19 protein-coding genes are annotated in these 18,730 nt (G+C 69.0%); 10 read left to right on the top strand and 9 right to left on the bottom strand.

Features of this window, described 5'->3' with window-relative positions:
* Window positions 1–60 precede the first annotated feature (60 nt).
* Window positions 61–846 carry an ESX secretion-associated protein EspG gene (locus tag JOE46_RS10455; RefSeq protein ID WP_097212463.1) on the top strand — a complete coding sequence of 262 codons (786 nt, stop codon included), beginning with the start codon at window positions 61–63 and terminating at the stop codon, window positions 844–846.
* 186 nt (window positions 847–1,032) lie between these two features.
* Here JOE46_RS10455 and JOE46_RS10450 read toward each other — a convergent pair whose 3' ends face one another.
* The 4 genes from JOE46_RS10450 to JOE46_RS10435 all read right to left on the bottom strand — a co-directional run bounded on the left by JOE46_RS10450 (window position 1,033) and on the right by JOE46_RS10435 (window position 5,846).
* On the bottom strand, window positions 1,033–2,820 hold the full coding sequence (locus JOE46_RS10450; protein ID WP_097212462.1) for a long-chain fatty acid--CoA ligase: 1,788 nt from the start codon (window positions 2,818–2,820) through the stop codon (window positions 1,033–1,035).
* Between the two features lie 169 nt (window positions 2,821–2,989).
* Complete coding sequence (locus tag JOE46_RS10445; protein ID WP_209927168.1) at window positions 2,990–3,616, bottom strand: phosphoribosyltransferase; 627 nt, start codon at window positions 3,614–3,616, stop codon at window positions 2,990–2,992.
* A 51-nt stretch (window positions 3,617–3,667) separates the two neighbouring features.
* Window positions 3,668–4,465 carry a carbon-nitrogen hydrolase family protein gene (locus JOE46_RS10440; RefSeq protein WP_097212460.1) on the bottom strand — a complete coding sequence of 266 codons (798 nt, stop codon included), beginning with the start codon at window positions 4,463–4,465 and terminating at the stop codon, window positions 3,668–3,670.
* A 55-nt stretch (window positions 4,466–4,520) separates the two neighbouring features.
* Complete coding sequence (locus JOE46_RS10435) at window positions 4,521–5,846, bottom strand: TrpB-like pyridoxal phosphate-dependent enzyme (protein ID WP_179800600.1); 1,326 nt, start codon at window positions 5,844–5,846, stop codon at window positions 4,521–4,523.
* Between the two features lie 82 nt (window positions 5,847–5,928).
* On the opposite strand from JOE46_RS10435, the gene JOE46_RS10430 reads away from it, so the two are divergent.
* Genes JOE46_RS10430 through JOE46_RS10420 form a run of 3 tightly spaced genes read left to right on the top strand, consistent with a single transcriptional unit; the run spans window position 5,929 to window position 8,894 of the window.
* On the top strand, window positions 5,929–6,471 hold the full coding sequence (locus JOE46_RS10430) for a PadR family transcriptional regulator (protein WP_209927167.1): 543 nt from the start codon (window positions 5,929–5,931) through the stop codon (window positions 6,469–6,471).
* Entirely contained in the window at window positions 6,468–7,106 is a 639-nt protein-coding gene (locus tag JOE46_RS10425) for a GyrI-like domain-containing protein (RefSeq protein ID WP_097212458.1), read from the top strand. The genes JOE46_RS10430 and JOE46_RS10425 overlap by 4 nt, the downstream gene beginning before the upstream one ends.
* A 39-nt stretch (window positions 7,107–7,145) precedes the next feature.
* Window positions 7,146–8,894 (top strand): DEAD/DEAH box helicase, encoded by a 1,749-nt coding sequence (locus JOE46_RS10420; protein WP_097212457.1) that lies wholly within the window; start codon window positions 7,146–7,148, stop codon window positions 8,892–8,894.
* A gap of 58 nt (window positions 8,895–8,952) precedes the next feature.
* Here JOE46_RS10420 and JOE46_RS10415 read toward each other — a convergent pair whose 3' ends face one another.
* The 3 genes from JOE46_RS10415 to JOE46_RS10405 form a co-directional block, all read right to left on the bottom strand.
* On the bottom strand, window positions 8,953–9,552 hold the full coding sequence (locus JOE46_RS10415; protein WP_136912124.1) for a hypothetical protein: 600 nt from the start codon (window positions 9,550–9,552) through the stop codon (window positions 8,953–8,955).
* Between the two features lie 89 nt (window positions 9,553–9,641).
* Entirely contained in the window at window positions 9,642–10,418 is a 777-nt protein-coding gene (locus JOE46_RS10410) for an IclR family transcriptional regulator (protein WP_209927166.1), read from the bottom strand.
* Window positions 10,418–11,926 (bottom strand): APC family permease, encoded by a 1,509-nt coding sequence (locus JOE46_RS10405; protein ID WP_209927164.1) that lies wholly within the window; start codon window positions 11,924–11,926, stop codon window positions 10,418–10,420. The genes JOE46_RS10410 and JOE46_RS10405 overlap by 1 nt, the downstream gene beginning before the upstream one ends.
* 265 nt (window positions 11,927–12,191) lie before the next feature.
* Between JOE46_RS10405 and JOE46_RS10400 the strand changes: the two genes are divergently transcribed.
* Both JOE46_RS10400 and JOE46_RS10395 read left to right on the top strand, forming a co-directional pair.
* A complete protein-coding gene (locus tag JOE46_RS10400) occupies window positions 12,192–13,769 on the top strand; it encodes a flavin monoamine oxidase family protein (RefSeq protein ID WP_209927163.1) in 1,578 nt (525 codons plus the stop codon).
* A gap of 29 nt (window positions 13,770–13,798) precedes the next feature.
* Window positions 13,799–14,470, top strand: coding sequence for a Rid family hydrolase (locus tag JOE46_RS10395; RefSeq protein ID WP_245221015.1), 672 nt, complete (start codon window positions 13,799–13,801; stop codon window positions 14,468–14,470).
* 57 nt (window positions 14,471–14,527) lie between these two features.
* Here the strand turns inward: JOE46_RS10395 and JOE46_RS10390 are convergent, their stop codons facing one another.
* Window positions 14,528–15,052, bottom strand: coding sequence for a hypothetical protein (locus JOE46_RS10390; protein WP_097212450.1), 525 nt, complete (start codon window positions 15,050–15,052; stop codon window positions 14,528–14,530).
* Window positions 15,053–15,203: 151 nt separating this feature from the next.
* Between JOE46_RS10390 and JOE46_RS10385 the strand changes: the two genes are divergently transcribed.
* Window positions 15,204–15,674 carry an SRPBCC family protein gene (locus JOE46_RS10385; RefSeq protein WP_097212449.1) on the top strand — a complete coding sequence of 157 codons (471 nt, stop codon included), beginning with the start codon at window positions 15,204–15,206 and terminating at the stop codon, window positions 15,672–15,674.
* Window positions 15,671–15,994 (top strand): metalloregulator ArsR/SmtB family transcription factor, encoded by a 324-nt coding sequence (locus JOE46_RS10380; protein WP_097212448.1) that lies wholly within the window; start codon window positions 15,671–15,673, stop codon window positions 15,992–15,994. The genes JOE46_RS10385 and JOE46_RS10380 overlap by 4 nt, the downstream gene beginning before the upstream one ends.
* Window positions 15,995–16,005: 11 nt before the next feature.
* Here JOE46_RS10380 and JOE46_RS10375 read toward each other — a convergent pair whose 3' ends face one another.
* The gene (locus tag JOE46_RS10375) at window positions 16,006–16,782 is read right to left on the bottom strand and encodes a deoxyribonuclease IV (protein WP_209927162.1); all 777 of its coding nucleotides are present in this window, start codon (window positions 16,780–16,782) and stop codon (window positions 16,006–16,008) included.
* Between the two features lie 209 nt (window positions 16,783–16,991).
* Between JOE46_RS10375 and JOE46_RS10370 the strand changes: the two genes are divergently transcribed.
* Entirely contained in the window at window positions 16,992–17,786 is a 795-nt protein-coding gene (locus tag JOE46_RS10370) for a DUF3472 domain-containing protein (protein ID WP_209927161.1), read from the top strand.
* A gap of 133 nt (window positions 17,787–17,919) precedes the next feature.
* Window positions 17,920–18,729 carry an ABC transporter ATP-binding protein gene (locus JOE46_RS10365; protein WP_097212445.1) on the top strand — a complete coding sequence of 270 codons (810 nt, stop codon included), beginning with the start codon at window positions 17,920–17,922 and terminating at the stop codon, window positions 18,727–18,729.
* Window position 18,730: the final 1 nt, after the last annotated feature.

Genomic DNA, 18,730 nt, shown 5'->3' with positions numbered 1-18,730 from the left:
GGACGCGTGTGCGTCCAACCGGAACAGGGGCACGTAGTCGGGGACGGACGGTTGATCAGGATGCGATGGAATCTCAGCCCGGATGAGTTCGACCACGCCTGGCGCGAGGCCGGACCCGACCGGTTCCCGTACCCGCTGGAGGTGCATCGCACCGTCGAGGACTGTGCCGCCCACGCGCGAGCGCTGTCCGATTGGTACGAGGGCTACCGCTCCGCGGAGCTCGACGTCGCCTTGGGGATTCTCGCCAAACCGTCTGTGCGCGTGGAGATATTCGGGGTCGAGGGCGGAGCCGCCGTCAGCGATGGCCGGCCTGCCGCGGTCAGCGACGGGCGGCTCGCCGCCGAATGGGATGGGCGACCCGCAGCCGTGGTCCGAGTGCTGGGGTGCGCGAGCGAGCGCACCTCCGTGGTCGTCGCGCAGCGCCCCGGACCCACGGCGGACACCGGCGGGGACCTGGCGATGTGTCTCGGCGGGGTGGACACGCTGGCCCCGCGCATCATGGACATGCTGCCGGGGGCCGAGGCGGGTGGCAGGCGGGCGATGAGGGCTCCGGTGTCCGAGGTCCGCGGCGGACGTCGGTCCTCACTCCTGGTACCGGTGCGCTCGGCGACCACGGCGGCCCGGATCCGAGCGTTGCTCGACCTGCCGCGCAACGGGGTGGGACAGGTGACCGTGACCACCGGAGTCGACCAGCCCGCGTCGTCGGCGAGCCGGGCATTCAGCTGGATCGACGTGAGCGGTGACGGTCGCTACCTGGTGCGGACCGAGTCCGAGGTCGAGATTCGGCCGCTCTCGGTCGCCGACTTCACCGCGGAGTTGCGCGCGGATCTGCCGGCGACCTACTGAGTCGGATCAGGTCATGATGACCGCGTCGGCCGAGCCGAACGCGAGCGCGAGGTTGTTGAAGAAGGTCGTCACCGGGTCGTACACGAGTACGTCCTGCGGGTTGAGCATCTGGCAGTCCTCCTTGAAAACGAATGGGTCGTCCCCCCGATCGGAGGGACGACCCATTCACTCATGGCCGGGGATCGCTCAGGTGTAAATGGCCTCGATCGCCGTCGCGAATTCCTGATGGATGATGTTGCGCTTGAGCTTGAGGGTGGGGGTCAGCTCGCCTGTCTCGACGGTGAAGTCCACATCGAGGATGCGGTACTTCTTGATCTGCTCCGGGTTGGAGACCTTCTTGTTCCCCTCGGCGACCGCGGCGTCGATCTCGGCGACCAGGTCCGGGTGCTTGACGATCTCCGAGATCGCGATGTCCGCGGCGATGCCGTTGCGCTCGAGCCAACCCGGCAGGGCCTCGGGGTCGATGGTGATCAGCGCGCCGATGAACGGCTTCGCGTCGCCGACGACCAGGCACTGGCTGATCAGGGCGTGGGCGCGCAGCGCGTCCTCGAGCACGGCCGGGGCGACGTTCTTGCCGCCTGCGGTCACGATGATCTCCTTCTTGCGACCCGTGATCGAGACGAAGCCCTCCGAGTCGATCGAGCCGAGGTCGCCGGTGTGGAACCAGCCGTCGCGGATGGAATCCGCGGTGGCCGCGTCGTTGTGCCAGTAGCCGTTGAACACGACCGGTCCCTTGACCAGCAGCTCGCCATCCTCGGCGATCTTCGCCGCGTGCCCGTTGATCGGCTTGCCGACAGAGCCGACCTTCTGGGCGTTCGTGGTGTTCACGGTGATCGCGGCGCTGGTCTCGGTGAGGCCGTAACCCTCATAGATCGGGAGGCCGATGCCACGGAAGAAGTGTCCGAGACGCGCGCCGAGCGCCGCGCCGCCGGACACCGCGCGGTCGCACTCGCCGCCGAGTGCGGCCCGCAGCTTGCCGTAGACCAGCTTGTCGAACAGGGCGTGCTTGAGCTTGAGCCCGAGGCCCGCGCCGCCGGTGTCCTTGGCCTCGCTCCATGCGATGGCGGTGTCGGCGGCCTTCGCGAAGATCTTGCCCTTGCCGCCGTCCTCGGCCTTCTGCTTGGCCGAGTTGTACACCTTCTCGAACACGCGCGGCACCGAGAGGATGAAGTTCGGCTTGAACGCCGCGAACTGCTCGAGCAGGGTGCTGATGTCGGCGGTGTGGCCGACGGTCACCTTGTTGTCGAAGGCGCCGAAGGAGATGGCGCGGGCGAACACGTGCGCCAGCGGCAGGAACATCAGGGTGCTCTGGCCCTCGTACATCGCGTCGTCCAGCGCGATCTTCACGGCCTTGGACTCGGCGTAGAAGTTCGAGTGGGTCAGCTGGACGCCCTTGGGGCGGCCGGTGGTGCCGGAGGTGTAGATGAGGGTGGCGGGGGAGGAGGCGTTCACCTGCCCGCGACGCTCGTGCAGTTCCTCGTCGGTGATGGCGGACCCGCGGGCGGTCAGCTCGTCGAGGGCTCCCGCCTCGATCTGCAGCATCTCCCGCAGCGCGGGGGCGGCCTCGGCGACGTCCTTGACCGTGGCGGCGTGCTTCGCGGTCTCGACGACGAGCACGGAGGTGGCGGAGTCCTCGAGGATCCACTGCGCCTGGTCGGCGGAGGAGGTCTCGTAGATGGCGACGGTGCAGCCGCCTGCGGTCCAGATGGCGTAGTCCAGCACGACCCACTCGTAGCGGGTGGCGGACAGGATGGCGACGCGATCGCCGAGCGCGATGCCGGAGGCCATCAGGCCCTTGGCGACGCCCTTGACCTGCGTGGCGAATTCGGCCGCGGTGACGTCGACCCAGGAGCCGTTGACCAGTCGCTTGAAGGGAACGTGCTGGGGGCTCTCCTTTTCGAGGCGGAACACCGTATCGGCCATCGAGATGTCTTCCGGGATGGAAAACGACGCCGGAACTTCGAACTCTCGCACTGTGACCCCTCCAGGTACTACTGACGTGTGGAGTGTGCATTGGATCACATCCGTGGTCGGTATGCACTCTCAAGCTTGTCCGAATTGCGAGGGTTAGCCTCGCTACGGAGATTTACGTGTAACCCCAAGTCTCGTGATCTGCGGGTTTTTCGTCTGGTTGAGGCGAAGATCACGTGGCGAGCAGGTCGGTCACCTCCTGGTCCGTGAGCTGGTGGAAATCCCGGTAGGCACCGCCGACACCGCCGAGCCAGCGCGGGACGAGCGGGCAGATCACCTCGTCCGCCTCCTTGGTCAGCCGGGCGACCGCCTCCTCGGAGGAGACCGGCACCGCGACCACCACGCGGGCGGCCCCGTCGGCCCTGGCCACCCGGCACGCGACCGCCGCCGTCGCCCCGGTGGCCATGCCGTCGTCGACGATCACCACGGTTCGGTCTCGCAGCGGGATCCGCCCCCGATCGCCGCGCAGCACCCGCGCGCGCCGCTCGAGTTCGCGGCGTTCTCGCGATTCGACGGTGGCCAGCCCGAGCGGACTCATTCCGGTCTGCGCGAGGACGTCGTCGTTGAGCACCCGGATGCCCCCCTCGCCGAGCGCGCCCATCGCCAGCTCCGGCTGCCACGGCACGCCGAGCTTACGGACCAGGATCACGTCGAGTTCGCCGCCGAGTTCGTGCGCGACCTCGGTCGCCACCGGCACCCCGCCCCTTGGCAGTCCGAGCACGAGCGGATCCGCGTCGCGCAGGTGGCCGAGCGACTCGGCCAACGCGCGACCGGCTTTCGCGCGAGTCTCGTACAGCATCCTGTCTCTGACGCTACGCCGCTCGAGCGCCCTCGGCTCCCGTGCGAGGGACTAGCGCTCGGTGATGCCGAACCGGCGCAGCGCCAACGCCGGGTTGGTCGCCCGGACCTGGGCGATCCGCGCGGCGGTGGCCTCGGCGCGCGCGGTTCCGACCTGATCGCCCAGCGACGCGAGCACCACGCCCATCGGGTCGACGATCATCGAGTTGCCCGCCCCGGTCCTGGCGCTCTGGTCGGCGGCGGCGACATAGATGGTGTTCTCGATCGCCCGCGCCCGCACCAGGGTGGTCCAGTGGTCCTCTTTCAGGGGGCCGGGCACCCACTGCGCCGGCAGCAGCAGCACGTCCGCGCCCGCGTCAACGATCCGCCGGGTGACCTCGGGGAATCGCAGGTCGTAGCAGGTCTGCATCCCGAAGGTGAGCCCGTCGACCTCGAAGGTCGCCGGATCGTCGATCGCCCCGGCGCGGAAGAACTCGGATTCGCGGTAACCGAAGGCGTCGTAGAGGTGCAGCTTTCTGTAGACGGCGGCGACCCGGCCGTCAGGAGCCGCCGCGACCAGGGTGTTGGAGACCCGCTCGTCGCCGTCGAGTGCCTCGTTGATGCCGGCAACCACGTGCACGCCGAACTGTCCGGCGATCTCGAGCATCCCGCCGACAAATGGGCCGTCGAGAGGCTCGGCGGAGGACAGTATGCGTTCGTCCGTCGGTGGCGCGGTGAACATGGCGTACTCGGGTGCCACCACCAACTGCGCGCCGCGCGAGGCCGCCTCGCCGACGAGGTTTCGCAGCGTTAGGTGGTTCTCCCGCTTGTCCTGTCCGGCGGAGAACTGGGCAACGGCGATCTCGACCATGGCACGAGTATGGCCCAGCCGGTGGGCGCGCCGCGGGCGCGCCCACCGGTGCGTCCTACGCCGTGGAGGTGAGATCACCGTCCAGGTAGGCCTGGTACGCGGGCAGATCCAGCATGCCGTGCCCGGACAGGCCGATGACCAGGACCTCCGGCTCAGTCAGGCTGCGCGCGTATTCGGCGCAGGCCGCGATCGCGTGCGCGGACTCGGGTGCGGGCACGATGCCCTCGGCGCGCGCGAACAGCACGCCCGCGGCGAACGAGTCGGTCTGGTCGACGGCCTGACCCTGCACGTAGCCCAGCTCGACTGTGTGGCTGAGCAGTGGTGCCATGCCGTGGTAGCGCAGGCCGCCGGCGTGGATCGGGTCCGGGACGAAGTCCTGACCGAGGGTGTGCATCTTCAGTAGCGGCGTCAGGCCCGCGACATCGCCGTGGTCGTATCGGTACTCACCCTTGGTGATCGAGGGGCAGGCGGCTGGCTCGGCGGCGACGATGCGCGTCGTGGCCCGGTCGTGCAGCACCTCGCGGATGAACGGGAAAGCCAGACCGGCCAGGTTCGAGCCGCCGCCCGCGCAGCCGAACACCACGTCCGCGTTCGCCTCACCCGCGGCGCGCAGCTGCTCGACCGCCTCCAGGCCGATCACGGTCTGGTGCAGCACCACGTGGTTGAGCACGCTGCCGAGCGCGTAGCGGGTGTCGGGGTCGCCGGCCGCGACCTCGACCGCCTCGGTGACCGCCATGCCGAGGCTGCCGGGGGTGTCGGGGAAGTCGGCGAGCATCTTGCGGCCCGACTCGGTGAGGTCGGAGGGGCTCGGGTGCACGGTGGCGCCGTAGGTCTCGATCAGGTGCCTGCGGTACGGCTTGGACGCGTAGGACGCACGCACCTGCCACACCTCGAGCTCGATGCCGAACTTCGCGCACGCGAACGACAGCGCGCTGCCCCACTGCCCGGCGCCGGTCTCGGTGGTGATCTTCTTGACCCCGTCCTGGGCGTTGTAATACGCCTGCGCCACCGCGGTGTTGGTCTTATGACTCCCCACCGGACTGACGCCCTCGTACTTGACGTAGATGCGGGCCGGGGTGCCCAGCGCCTTCTCGAATTCACGCGCCCGGATCAGCGGCGCGGGCCGCCACGTCTTGTAGACCTCGCGGATCGGTTCGGGAATCTCGATGTACTGCTCGGTGGCGGCCTCCTGCGCGATCAGTGCGCTGGGGAACAGTGCCTCGAGGTCGGCGGGGGTGACCGGCTCCCTGGTACCCGGGTGCAGGTGTGGGGGCGGCGGCACCGGCAGGTCAGCCGCGATGTTGTACCAGTGGGTTGGGATCGGCGTCGGCTCGGACACGGGCGCTCCTGGTTGGTATTCGGACGAATGGGACGGGCACATTGTGATCAGCGGCCGCCGCGGCGCCGCGACCAGGGGGTGGTGCGGCTCGCACGGGTTATATCCTAGTGCTAGGATATAACCCGTGCCCGCAGAGCTGACCGAATCCGAGGTGACCGTCCTCGGCCTGATCGCCGAGCGTCCGCGCCACGGCTTCGACCTCGAGAAGGTGATCGACGAGCGCGGCATGCGGCAGTGGACCCAGATCGGGTTCTCCTCCATCTATTACCTCCTCGGCAAGCTCGACAAGCGCGGTCTCATCGAGGAGGTGGCGGTGGAAGCCGGTGGACCCGGCCGCCCCCGCCGGGTCTACGCGATCACCGCGGCCGGCCGCGTGGCCGCCGCGGAGCGGACCGCTCAGTTGCTCGCCGAGCCGTCCGCGACCACCGCACCGGTACTGGTCGGGATGGCCAACTGGCCGCTCATCCCGCCCGCCGAGTCGATCGCTGCACTTCGGCGACGCTCGGACGCCTTGGTGCGCAAGAAGGCCGAGGTGCTCGCCGCGCGCGACGCCCAACAACCGCTACCGGATTTCGTCGACGCCGTCTTCGAGTACTCGGTCGTGATGCTCGACGCGGAACTGAGCTGGGTCGCCCGGACCCTGACATCCCTTGAGAGGAAACGATGAGCAAGCTGGACTTCAAGAAGCAGAAGGAGCTCTACTCGCCTGCGGCCGACGACTTCGCATTGGTGGAGGTTCCGCCGATGTGGTTCCTCATGATCGACGGACACGGCGATCCGAACGTCTCCGAGGACTATCGGCTGGGGGTGGAGGCGCTGTACGCCGCTTCGTACGCGGTGAAGTTCGCGAGCAAGAAGGGGCACGAGGCCGACTACGTGGTCGGGCCGCTGGAGGGCCGGTGGTGGGCGCAGGACCCCACGGTCTTCGTCGACCGCAGCAAGTCGGAGTGGAACTGGACCATGCAGATCCGACAGCCGGACTGGATGACCGCCGAGGAGGTCGCGGCCATCCTGGCCGAGACGGAGTCCAAGAAGAAGCTGCCCGTCGTGGGGGAGTTGCGGCACGAACGGCACGACGAAGGCCTGTCGGCGCAGATCATGCACGTCGGCTCGTACGACGACGAGGCGCCGACCCTCGAGCGGCTGCACACCGAGTTCATTCCCGGTCGCGGTCTCGAATTCAATGGCAAGCACCACGAGATCTATCTCGGGGACCCCAGGAAGTCCGCGCCCGAGAAGCTACGGACGGTGCTCCGTCAGCCCGTCCGGCAGGCGTCGGCGACGGGCGCGACGAGGGCGTGAGCGGGACTCCCGGCGGCGACGTACTAAACTCCTGGTGAGATGAGCGACACCGAGCACAACCCCGAGCCGGAAACCGACACCACCACCTTTGCCGATCTCGGCATCGATGAACGGGTGCTGCGGGCACTCTCGGACGTCGGCTACGAGTCGCCGTCCCCGATCCAGGCCGCGACCATCCCGCCGCTGATGTCCGGAAGCGACGTCGTCGGGCTCGCGCAGACCGGCACCGGCAAGACCGCGGCGTTCGCCGTTCCGATCCTCTCCCGCATCGACACCGAGCAGAAGCGGCCGCAGGCGCTGGTGCTGGCGCCGACCCGCGAGCTCGCCCTGCAGGTTGCCGAGGCGTTCGGCAAGTACTCGGCGCACATCCCGGGGCTGCAGGTGCTGCCCATCTACGGTGGCCAGGCCTACGGCGTGCAGCTGTCCGGGCTGCGCCGCGGCGCCCAGATCATCGTCGGCACGCCGGGCCGGGTGATCGATCACCTGGAGAAGGGCACCCTCGACCTCTCGCACCTGGACTACCTGGTGCTCGACGAGGCCGACGAGATGCTCAAGATGGGCTTCCAGGACGACGTCGAGCGGATCCTCGCCGACACCCCGGAGTACAAGCAGGTGGCGCTGTTCTCGGCGACCATGCCTCCTGCGATCCGCAAGATCTCCAAGCAGTACCTGCACGACCCGGTCGAGATCACGGTCAAGACCAAGACGTCGACCGCGCCGAACATCACGCAGCGGTACGTGCAGGTCGCGCACCAGCGGAAGCTGGACGCGCTGACCCGGGTCCTCGAGGTCGAGACCTTCGAGGCGATGATCATCTTCGTCCGCACCAAGCAGGCCACCGAGGACCTCGCCGAAAGGCTGCGGGCGCGGGGGTTCTCGGCCGCCGCGATCAACGGCGACATCGTGCAGGCGCAGCGTGAGCGCACCATCGGCCAGCTCAAGAGCGGCGCGCTCGACATCCTCGTCGCCACTGACGTCGCGGCCCGTGGCCTCGACGTCGAGCGCATCTCGCACGTCGTCAACTACGACATCCCGCACGACACCGAGTCCTATGTCCACCGCATCGGCCGTACCGGCCGCGCCGGGCGCTCCGGCGAGGCGCTGCTGTTCGTGGCGCCGCGGGAACGGCACCTGCTCAAGGCCATCGAGAAGGCCACCCGTCAGCCGTTGACGGAGATGCAGCTGCCGACCGTCGAGGACGTCAACGCGCAGCGCGTCGCCAAGTTCGGCGACTCGATCACCGAGAGCCTGAGCTCCGACAACCTGGCGCTGTTCCGGACCCTGATCGAGGATTACGAGCGCGAGCACGACGTGCCGCTCGCCGACATCGCGGCGGCCCTTGCCGTGCTCTCGCGCGACGGCGAGACCTTCTTGATGCCGCCCGAGCCGCCTGCGCCGCCGCGCCGCGAGCGTGAGCCGCGCGCGGAGCGCCCGCCCCGCAAGTTCGACGACACACCCAAGTTCGGTCGGGAGGGGCAGGAGCTCGCCACCTACCGGATCGCGGTCGGCAAGCGGCACCGCGTGGCGCCCGGCGCGATCGTCGGCGCGATCGCCAACGAGGGCGGCCTCCGGCGAAGCGACTTCGGCCACATCAGCATTCGGCCCGATCACAGCCTGGTGGAGCTGCCTGCGGACCTCGCGAGCGAGACCCTCGAGGCGCTGCGGCGGACCCGGATCTCCGGGGTGCTCATCCAGCTGACCCCGGACCAGGGCCCGCCAGGGCAACGCCTCCCGCGCGACGGCGGCAAGGGCAAGTTCGACCGCAAGCCCAAGCGGGACCGCTACTGACCAACTGACAACGCCCGGCCACATCGTGGCCGGGCGTTGTTTGCTGTGGGGCGGAAGGCTACTTGGCCGGTGCGGCAGGCGCGTCAGGCGCGACGGTGAACATCCCGACGGTCGGCAGCACCACGCAGGTCGCGTCCGCGTAGGTGACCGTGCCGAACAGCGCGGCGGCGACGTTGCCGGGGCCTGAGTCGACGACCTTCGACAGCGAGGGGGTGCCGAACTCGGTGACGCCGTCGATGGGGGCGATGCCGCTGGCGCCGGTGCTGGTGTTGACCCACACGGCGGTCAGGCCGGAGCCCTTCGCCACGCCGGAGACGCGGGGCGAGGCCTGGAACCGGATCTGGCCGGCCTTGAGGTCTCCGCCGCTGCTGGCGGAGGCGCCGGTGAGCGTGATCGGGACGCCGGGGCCACAGCCGAGCGTCGGCGAGGTGAACGCGAACAGGCCGAAGGAGCTCGCGATGTTCGTTGTGACCAGGGGAGAGCCCACCAGGACGTCGACGGCGGCGCTGTTCGCCTCGGAGTTGGCGGCGGCCTTGCGGAGATCCTGGATGCCGTCCGACTGGGGGTCGGCGCCTGCGGTGCCCGCGAACACGAGGGTGGCGGTCGCGCCGATGGCGAATGCGGCGGTGGTGCGACGTGCCAGGTTCTTGCCGTTCACTCAATGCTCCTCGTGTCGTGTGCTGCTCCGAGGAGAAGGTACCGGATAACCGTGCCCCCGGCGAGAGATGATTTCAGCACCCGACCGTCTCAGGGGTGGGCCGCCGGGGACCGACGCTCCGACGCGGGCAGGCAGAGTCGAGAGGCGAACGAGCGCAGCAGATCGCGGACATCCCGGTCGGCGGGTTCGAGGCGGCCGGTCTTGCCGATCGCCGCGAGGCACCCGGCCACCCGGCCGTCCGACGTCCGCACCGGCACGGCGACGGCCGTTCGGCCGACCCGGCATTCGTCCATCTCGCCCGCCGCGTCGGCATCGCGGACCCGCCGGAGTTCGGCGGCGAGCGTGCTCGGATCGGTGATGGTGTGCGCCGTCACCCGGCGTAGGGGGCGTGGCCGGGCGTGTTCCGGGAGCCGGGCCAGCAGCAGCTTTCCGATGGCCGACGCGTGCAGGTGTGCGGTGATCGCGGACTCGGCGGTCAGTTCGTGATCGGGGTCGCGGTCGACCAGGCGGACCCGATCGTCGGCATAGGACGCCAGATAGATGCCGAATCGGACCTGCGACCGCAGCTCCTCGAGGACCACGCCGCGGTCTGTGTCGGGTTCGGGTGGGGCGCCCGCGCCCGCCAGTTCGCGGGTGCGCCGACCGAGGGCGAACCCCGACAGGTCCTCGACCCGGACCAGGAACCCTTCCGCCACAAGCAGGTTCAGCAGCCGGTAGGCGGTGGCCGGTGGGATTCGGCTCATCGCGGCGATGTCCCGCGCCGCCGCGCCGGGCCCGAGGCTGGCCACCGCTTCCAGCAGTGACAGCGCCTTCTGCACCGCCTTCGGTTCGTGCCCACCGAGCTCGGCGGTCCGCAGTCCCGCCATCAACGCCCGCCGCGGTCCGTACGGTCGGCGCCGACCAATGCGATGGCGCCACGCGCGTTGGTGCCGAGGGCCCCCGAGCCGGGCAGCACATCCGCCGACTCGGGGCTGTCGAACACCCCGACCGCGGCGAGGGCGCCGGGATGGGTCCGGCGCAGGTGGCGCTGCCACGCCGTCCCGGCCAGGATCACGGACGCGACCGCGGCGCCTGCCCAGTACCTGCCGTCGTACGCGTTCAGTCCCACGATGTAGCCGAGGGTTGCCGCCGCGGCGGTGCCGCCGATCCATCCGGCACACACGACCGGAAGGGTCAGCTCGCGGATCCGGCGCAAGAACCTCAGTGATGCGACCGTCACCAGCAGGTACGCGACGATCAGTGCGCAACGCACCCCGACCTTCACGTCGGCGATCACCGCGTCGAATGCCGCGAACACCATCGCCGCGGACAGCACCAGCGCGACGATCACCGAGAGTGCCACCCAGGGTGTCCGCAGCCGGCGGTGCACGGCCCCGAACGCCCCCGGCAACACTCGTTCGATCCCCATCGAATAGGCCAGCCGTGAGGCGGCATTGGAAGAGGCCATCGACGACGCCAGCCACGAACAGCTCAGCCCGAGGTTGAGCATGATCACCACCGCCGGACTCACCCCGGTTCCGGTGCCGTGCAGGTACGCGTTGACCACCGTGTCGGCGCGCCCGGACCAGGCAGCCCAGGCCGCGAAGATGAACAGCGCCCCACAGATCATCGGGGTGAGCAGCACGGTGCGGGTCACGGTCACCAACGGTCGCTTCGCCTCCGGCCCGAAGAAGGTGGCGCTCTCGAACCCTGCCAGGGCGAACAGCGCCGTCAGCACCACCAACATCACACCGCGTGTGCTGTCCGCGTTGTCGACCATCGCGACCTGATCGGTGGGCCCGGAGAGCACCATGAGCCCGGCGATGAACATCAGCGAACACACCTCGACGGTGAGGATGGCGAGGGCCGCGAACCGGACCCCGCGGACCAGTGCCGCGAGGATGACGGCGGCCACCGCGAGATAGATCGCCGCGACCCACGGCCCCCGTGGCGCGACGCCGAGTTCGGCGAGTAACGCGATCAGCGCCTGACCGCCGTGGTACATCGTCAGGGCGCCGCTGCCGAGGTATTTCGCCAGCATCGCGACGCCGGTGGTGAGTGCGGCGCGGGTTCCCGAGCCCTGGAACACGAAGCTGTAGAGCCCGCCTGCGGCGGCCAGCCTGCGGGTGAACTGGGACACGCACGCCGCGATCAGCGAGACGGCCACCGTGGCGACCACGATGGTGATCAGCCCCGCGAGCAGGGTCTCGTGGGTCAGCATCGTGACGGGGAGCAGCACCATCGAGGCCGCGGGGGCGGTCGTCGCGACGGCCTGGGCCAGCACCTCGACGCCGGAGAGCCTGCGGCGTCCGAGTGCGCGTAGCGGTGAGACCGCGGGCCGCTCGGGTTCCACCGCCGAGAAGGACCGCGCGATCGCGTCAGTCAAGGCAGTCATCGCACCTCCACACCGTCCGGCCCCCGGGAGGCACCGGTCCGGCGACGGTAGCCGGGGCGTGTTTCGCGAACGTTGCGGTCATGAGTCCGCGGTCGCTCGGCGAGTGAGAAACCGAGCGCGCCCGTTCTCACTCGACGCACCGCGAATTTCTCGCTCGCGTAGCTGTCGCGACTCACGGCCACCACAGGATTGGCGGCGAACATCCACCTCGGCCAGCCGAGAGCACGAATGGGAGCGCGAATTGGCAGTCACCAGAAGATCATTCATGCAGGGACTCGGTGTCACCGGCGGCGTCGGCCTGGCGTACGGGGCGATGTCGACCCTCGGTCTTGCCCCGGCGACCGCGGCCGCGCCCCGCCGCTTCCAGGCCCCGGCGATGGGCGACCTGATCGGCCAGGCGCCCGGCTCGCACTCCGTCGTGATCCTCGGGGGTGGGCCGGCGGGCCTGTGCTCGGCCTACGAGCTGCGCAAGGCGGGCTACGACGTCACGGTGCTCGAGGCGCGGACCCGTCCGGGCGGCCGGGTGTACTCGGTGCGCGGCGGCACGACCGAGACCGACCTGAACGGTGAGACGCAGACCTGCACCTTCTCGGAGGGGCACTTCTACAACCTCGGCGCCACCCGGATCCCGCAGAGCCACATCACCCTGGACTACTGCCGCGAGCTGGGGGTCGAGATTCAGCCATTCGGCAACCAGAACGCGAACACCGTCGTGCACTACAAGAGCGACACCTCGATCTCCGGCCAGTCCGTCCAGTACCGCGCGGCCAAGGCGGACACCTTCGGGTACATGTCGGAGCTGCTCAACAAGGCCGCATCGATGGGGGCGCTCGACGACGTCCTCTCGCCTCAGGACAAGGAGGCGCTGGCGTCCTTCCTCAGTGATTTCGGCGACCTGTCCAGCGACGGTCGCTACCTCGGATCCTCCCGGCGCGGTTACGAATCCGAGCCGGGGGCGGGGCTGAACTTCGGCTCCGAGACCAAGCCCTTCGCGATGTCGGAGGTGATTCGCGGCGGGATCGGGCGCAACTTCAGTTTCGAGTTCGGGTACGACCAGGCCACGATGATGATGACCCCGGTCGGCGGCATGGATCGCATCTACTACGCCTTCCAGGAGGCCATCGGAACCGATCGGATCCGGTACGGCGCCGAGGTGACGGCGATGAAGAACGTGCCCGACGGCGTCACCGTCGAGTACACCCAGGACGGCAGGGCGCGCTCGATCACCGCCGACTACTGCATCTGCACGGTGCCGCCGAACCTGGTGGGCCGCTTCGCGAACAACCTGCCTGCGGACGTGCTGACCGCGCTCGAGGCGGCCGTCCCGGTGTCCTCGGGGAAGCTCGGCATCGAGTACTCCCGGCGGTGGTGGGAGACGGAGGACCGCATCTACGGCGGCGCCAGCAACACCGACAAGGACATCTCTCAGATCATGTTCCCGTACGACCACTTCGGCTCCGACCGGGGAGTGGTGGTCGGGTACTACAACACCGGCAAGCGGCATCTCGCCTTCGAATCGCTCACGCATCGACAGCGTCTGGCCAAGGCCGTCGCGGAGGGCACGGCGATCCACGGCGACAAGTACGGCCGCGACATCACCTCGTCCTTCTCCGGGAGCTGGCGCCGGTCCCGGTACTCGGAGGGCGCCTGGGTCGGGTGGAAGGGGGCGGGGGACTCGCACGGCGGCACCGCCACCCCCGAGTACACCAAGTTGCTCGAACCGGTGGAACGGATCTACTTCGCGGGCGACCACCTGTCCAACGCGATCGCCTGGCAGCACGGCGCCTTCACCTCGGCCCGCGACGTCGTCACCGCGCTGCACCAGCGCGTCGCCCTCAGCTGACCTCCCCTCGACACAAGGAGAAACGAACGATGCAGAACCGCATGCGATTCACCGCAGCCACCGCCGCGGCTGCGGCAGGGATCATCATCCTGGCCGGCTGCTCCTCCGATACCGAGGAGCCCGCGGTGCCCGCTGAGGCGGCGGCCTCGACGTCGGTGCTCGAACCGGGCGAGGCGAACCCGATGATCGCCCAGGGCGTCACGATCGCCGGCGGTAGCGCCGTGTACAAGACGAGCGGGCTCGGGCCGTCCGCGATGAACAACGCGGCGCCGGAGGGTAGCCCGGAGTCCTATGTCGACACCGCGCAATTCCCCGGCGGGGTGCTTCCGCCGGGGGTGACCGTCACCGAGGCACAGGGCATCGGGGTGCTCAAGAAGATCCGCGAGGGCCTGGAGGCACAGGGCCTGACCCTCGGGGACGTCACCACCATGCGGGTGTTCCTCGACAATGCGCCGGGCACCGACCGCGTCGACTATGCCGGCTGGAACCGGGCCTATCGCCAGTTCTTCGCGAACACGAATCTCGAGACCGGGGACACCGAGTTGGTGGCGATGGGTACCGCGGAGCCGGCCGCGCCGCTCGAGCGGAACGAGGCGCGCCCCACTCGGTTTGCGCTCGAGGTGGGCAGCCTGCCGGTGCCGGGCTGGCTGGTGGAGGTCGAGGTGGACGCGGTGTACCCGGCGGGGAAGGGGCCGCAGTAGCGGGGGTAGTGGTCGGTCGGTACCCGGCGCCGTCAACCGGCCCGGGTGCCGACCCGTTCAGCGTGCAGGTGTGAGGGGCTGCTCCCCGAGTGACTCCCGGATCGCACCGATCAGTGCGGACTTCTTGTCGTTGTACCGGATCCGGAACGCGTCCTGGTCGGTGACGCCGTCGATGGTGGAGTCTGTGACGAATCCGAAGAGGGCGACGGTCGCGTCGACCACCGGGCCGGGGGCGCAGATCCGGAGTTCGTTTGCGATCGAGTCCATCTCGACGATGGACCGGGCCAGGGCCTTCAGTTGCGGGTCGTCGGACTCGAGCGACTCCTCGAGGTCCGCCTCGGCGAGCAGGGCATGGTCGACCTCGACGATGCTGTTGTGTGCCCGGTCGGCCGCGGCGAGGAAGCGCACGTAGGTGGAGCGGGCCTGCGGGTCGGACGTGGTGGTGCGGACCGGTTCCGGTGTCGATGCCGATCTGCCGCGCCGGACGGCGAACACGCCGAGCAGGATCCCGAGGATCATCGACAGCGGCACCGCCCACCAGGGTGCGGTATCGGAGCTGAGGGCCTCGACCAGCGAGTTCACTTGCCGATCCTAACAATCGGCGACCCGAATTCCCGGTAGCGACGGGCGACGACACGCATCTGCTTAATGCAACCGGAGGGTTGCACCTCCGGTGGAATAGTGCAACCATTGAGTTGCATCTATCGCGGGTAACCCACAGGAGGAGATCGAGATGACGTCGACAGGTCAGGCAACCGTGGACGAGGGGCGCTACACCGTCAGCCGCACCGTGGTCATCAACGCGACGCGCGATCGGGTGTGGCAGGCGCTGACCGATCCGGAGCACATCGCGAAATGGTTCGGCCAGCGCGCGGTCATCGACTCGCTCACCGTCGGGGCCAGGGGCGTCTTCAGCTGGGACGAGCACGGCGACATGCCGCTCGAGATCATCGAGGTCGACGAGCCCGACCGCTTCGGGTATCGCTGGGGCCACCTCGGCGAACCCGACCTGGCCCGCGGCACGGACGTGCGATTCACGCTCCGCGAGCTCGGCGGATCGACCGAGCTCACCGTCGTCGAGACCGGATTCGACCGGGTCAGCGACGTGGAGTCCGAGCGCCGCGACGCGCTCGAGGGCAACCGGCAGGGCTGGAACGCCGAACTGGACGAGCTCGTGGCCTACCTCGAGGCGAAGGCGGCATGACCGGAGGCGTCCCGGCGCCGACCCGCGTGTTCGCCGCGCTCGCCGACGACACCCGCTGGGACATCCTCGTGCTGCTCGGCGAGGCGGACCTGTCGGCGTCCGCGCTCGCCGATCGCCTGCCCGTCAGCAGGCAGGCGATCGCCAAGCACCTGGCGGCCCTGGAGGCCGCGGGTCTCGTCGAACGTGTCCCGGCGGGCCGGGAGGTGCGATACCGCGCGATCGGCGCCACCCTCAGCGCGGTCGGGCGCAGGCTCGAGGCGATCGGCGCGCACTGGGATGCGCGGCTCGACGAGATCAAGCGGATCGCCGAGGCGCTGTAGGCGATACCGGCTCAGGCGTTGCCGACGGCCTCGCGCAGGTAGGCGAGGTCGTCGGCAACGCCGTCCGCCGGGGTCTCCAGGATGACCGGGGCCTGCGCGGCGAGCACGACGGCCGCCAGCACCTCCGGGTCGATGGTGCCGTCGGTCAGGTTCGCGTGCCGGTCCCGCGCGGAGTTGAACTCGTCGCGGGAATTGTTCAGGTGCACCAGGTCGATGCGCCCGGTGATCGCCTTGATCCGCTCCACCACGCCGACCAGTTCCTCGCCACCGGCCCAGGCGTGGCAGGTGTCGAGGCAGAAGCCGGCGCCGAACTCGCCGACCTGGTCCCACAACCGCGCGATGTCGTCGAACCGCCGGGCCATCGACGATTCCCCGCCCGCGGTGTTCTCGATCAGGATCGGCACCTCGAAGCCGCCCTTGTCGGCCTGCCGCTCGAACAGCTTGCGCCAGTTGTCGAACCCCGCGGCGGGGTCCTCGCCGTCGCGGACGTGCCCGCCGTGCACCACCAGGCCGATCGCGCCGAGGTCAGCCGCGGCCTTCGCCTGCTCGGCCACCGACTTGCGGGAGGGGATCCGGATCCGGTTGTTCAGGCTCGCCACGTTGATGACGTACGACGAGTGGACCACGACGTCGATCGCGCTGTCGCGGATCTGCTCGGCCCTCGGGTGAGGGGTCAGCTTGTTCCACTTCTGCGGATCGGTGAGGAACAGCTGCACCACCTCCGCGCCGAGCCGCTCACCTGCCCCGATGGGATCGTCGTCCTCGCGTACGTGTGCTCCGATGCGCATGGTTACCAGGGTAGGGCCTGGGTCGGACAGACGACTTCGAGAACCTGCCTCGTGCTTCGTCGAGGTAGCGAAGATCAGTACGGGCAGGATGGCCCAGGACATACCTGTTTTCGGATCAGATGGACGGATCTCCCGCGAAAGCCCTGTAGAAACTGGATGACCTCACGGTCGTCAATCACGGCATCACCCACCTCACGTAGGAGATTTGCATGTTCGCCAAGGCCGGAAGGCTCGCCTTCTCCGCTGTAGCCGCTGCTTCAGTCGCTGTGCTGATTCCCGGGATCGCCCACGCCGAATGGGGGAAGACTCCAGGAAACTATGCAGCCTGGTCCGCGCCGGCGAACCCGACATCGTTCACGATCCCGATGACGCTGCAAGTCGATCCGGGTGACTACAACGCCTACTGGTCTACTCAGTTCAAGTTCGCCGGAGTGGACGCGTCCGGCTACTTCGGCTTCCAGACCCATCGCGACGGCGGCGGAATGTTCCTGGCCTCGGTGTGGAATGGGGTTTCCGGTACCGCCGGATCGACGGGAACATACTGCAAACCCTTCGCCGAGGACGGTACCGGCAAGACCTGTCGGTGGGATGCGCGCCCGCAGCTCGGGCATGTGTACGAGCTGACGGTTGCCCGTGACCCGAGCGGCACGGGCTGGACATTCACTGTCAACGACCGCACGACCGGCGCATCGACGGTTCTGGGAACGATCACACTCGCGGGAACCGCCACACTGGAGAAGAACTCCTTCATCTCCTGGACGGAGTACTACGACTGGAACAACCCGAATACCGTGTGCGCGGATGCCAAATACTCCAAGATGCTGTTCGGAATCCCCAGCACCGATGAGGGGCAGGGAAACTACACGAACAGCTGGAAGTCCAAGACCTGTCAGGAGCTGTCGGAAGTCACGGTGGGTCCGGCCGGCGCCACCGAAGAGAACGGGCCTCGGCCCCTGGTGCCCCCGGTGCCCCCGGCAGTCACGACAGGGAGCCTCGGCAGCTGACTTCACGCATCCCGCCGCATCCCGCCGCACCCCGAGCAAAAGATCAGGGTGGTCCCTGATGGCGCTCGCATATCGGCTCCGACAAGACTGATGCGGTCGCAGTGTCAGCCCAGCCCCAGGACGAAAGGCAGTCATGAGCTCGCATGCCCTCGGCGCCGTCGCGGTGTCAACCGAAACGCCGGCCCCCACCCCCGTCGCCGCTCGCGCGCAGAACCTGAACAAGACGTACGGCTCCGGGGACACCCAGGTCCGCGCGCTGGACGGGGTGTCGGCCGACTTCGCGCGCGGGGAGTTCACCGCGATCATGGGGCCCTCGGGGTCCGGTAAGTCGACGCTGATGCACTGCCTGGCCGGGCTGGACTCCGCCACCTCGGGATCGGTCATGATCGGGGAGACCGAGCTGACGACCCTGTCTGACAAGCAGATGACGCAGCTGCGGCGCGACCGGATCGGGTTCGTCTTCCAGGCGTTCAACCTGGTTCCGACGCTCACGGCGCTGGAGAACATCACCCTCCCGCTCGACATCGCGGGCCGCAAGGCCGACCCGTCCTGGCTCGACAACGTGCTCACCCGGCTCGGGCTCAAGGACCGGCTCGACCATCGGCCGAGCGAGCTGTCCGGCGGGCAGCAGCAGCGCGTCGCCTGCGCGCGGGCGCTGGCCGGTCAGCCGGAGATCATCTTCGGCGACGAGCCCACCGGAAACCTGGACTCGCGCTCCTCCGGCGAGGTGCTCGCCATCCTGCGGGCCGCGGTCGACGAGTTCGGCCAGACCGTCGTCATCGTCACCCACGATCCGCGGGCCGCGAGCTACGCGGACCGGGTGGTGTTCCTCGCCGACGGCCACATCGTCGACGAGTTGCGTGACCCGACCGCCGAGACCGTCCTGGACCGGATGAAGCGGCTCGACACCGTCGACACCGTCTCCGTCGACGGACAGGGCTGAG

Source organism: Rhodococcus sp. PvR099 (assembly GCF_017833315.1).
Taxonomy (GTDB): Bacteria; Actinomycetota; Actinomycetes; order Mycobacteriales; family Mycobacteriaceae; genus Rhodococcus_G; species Rhodococcus_G oryzae.
This window is presented reverse-complemented; position numbering and strand designations above follow the sequence as displayed.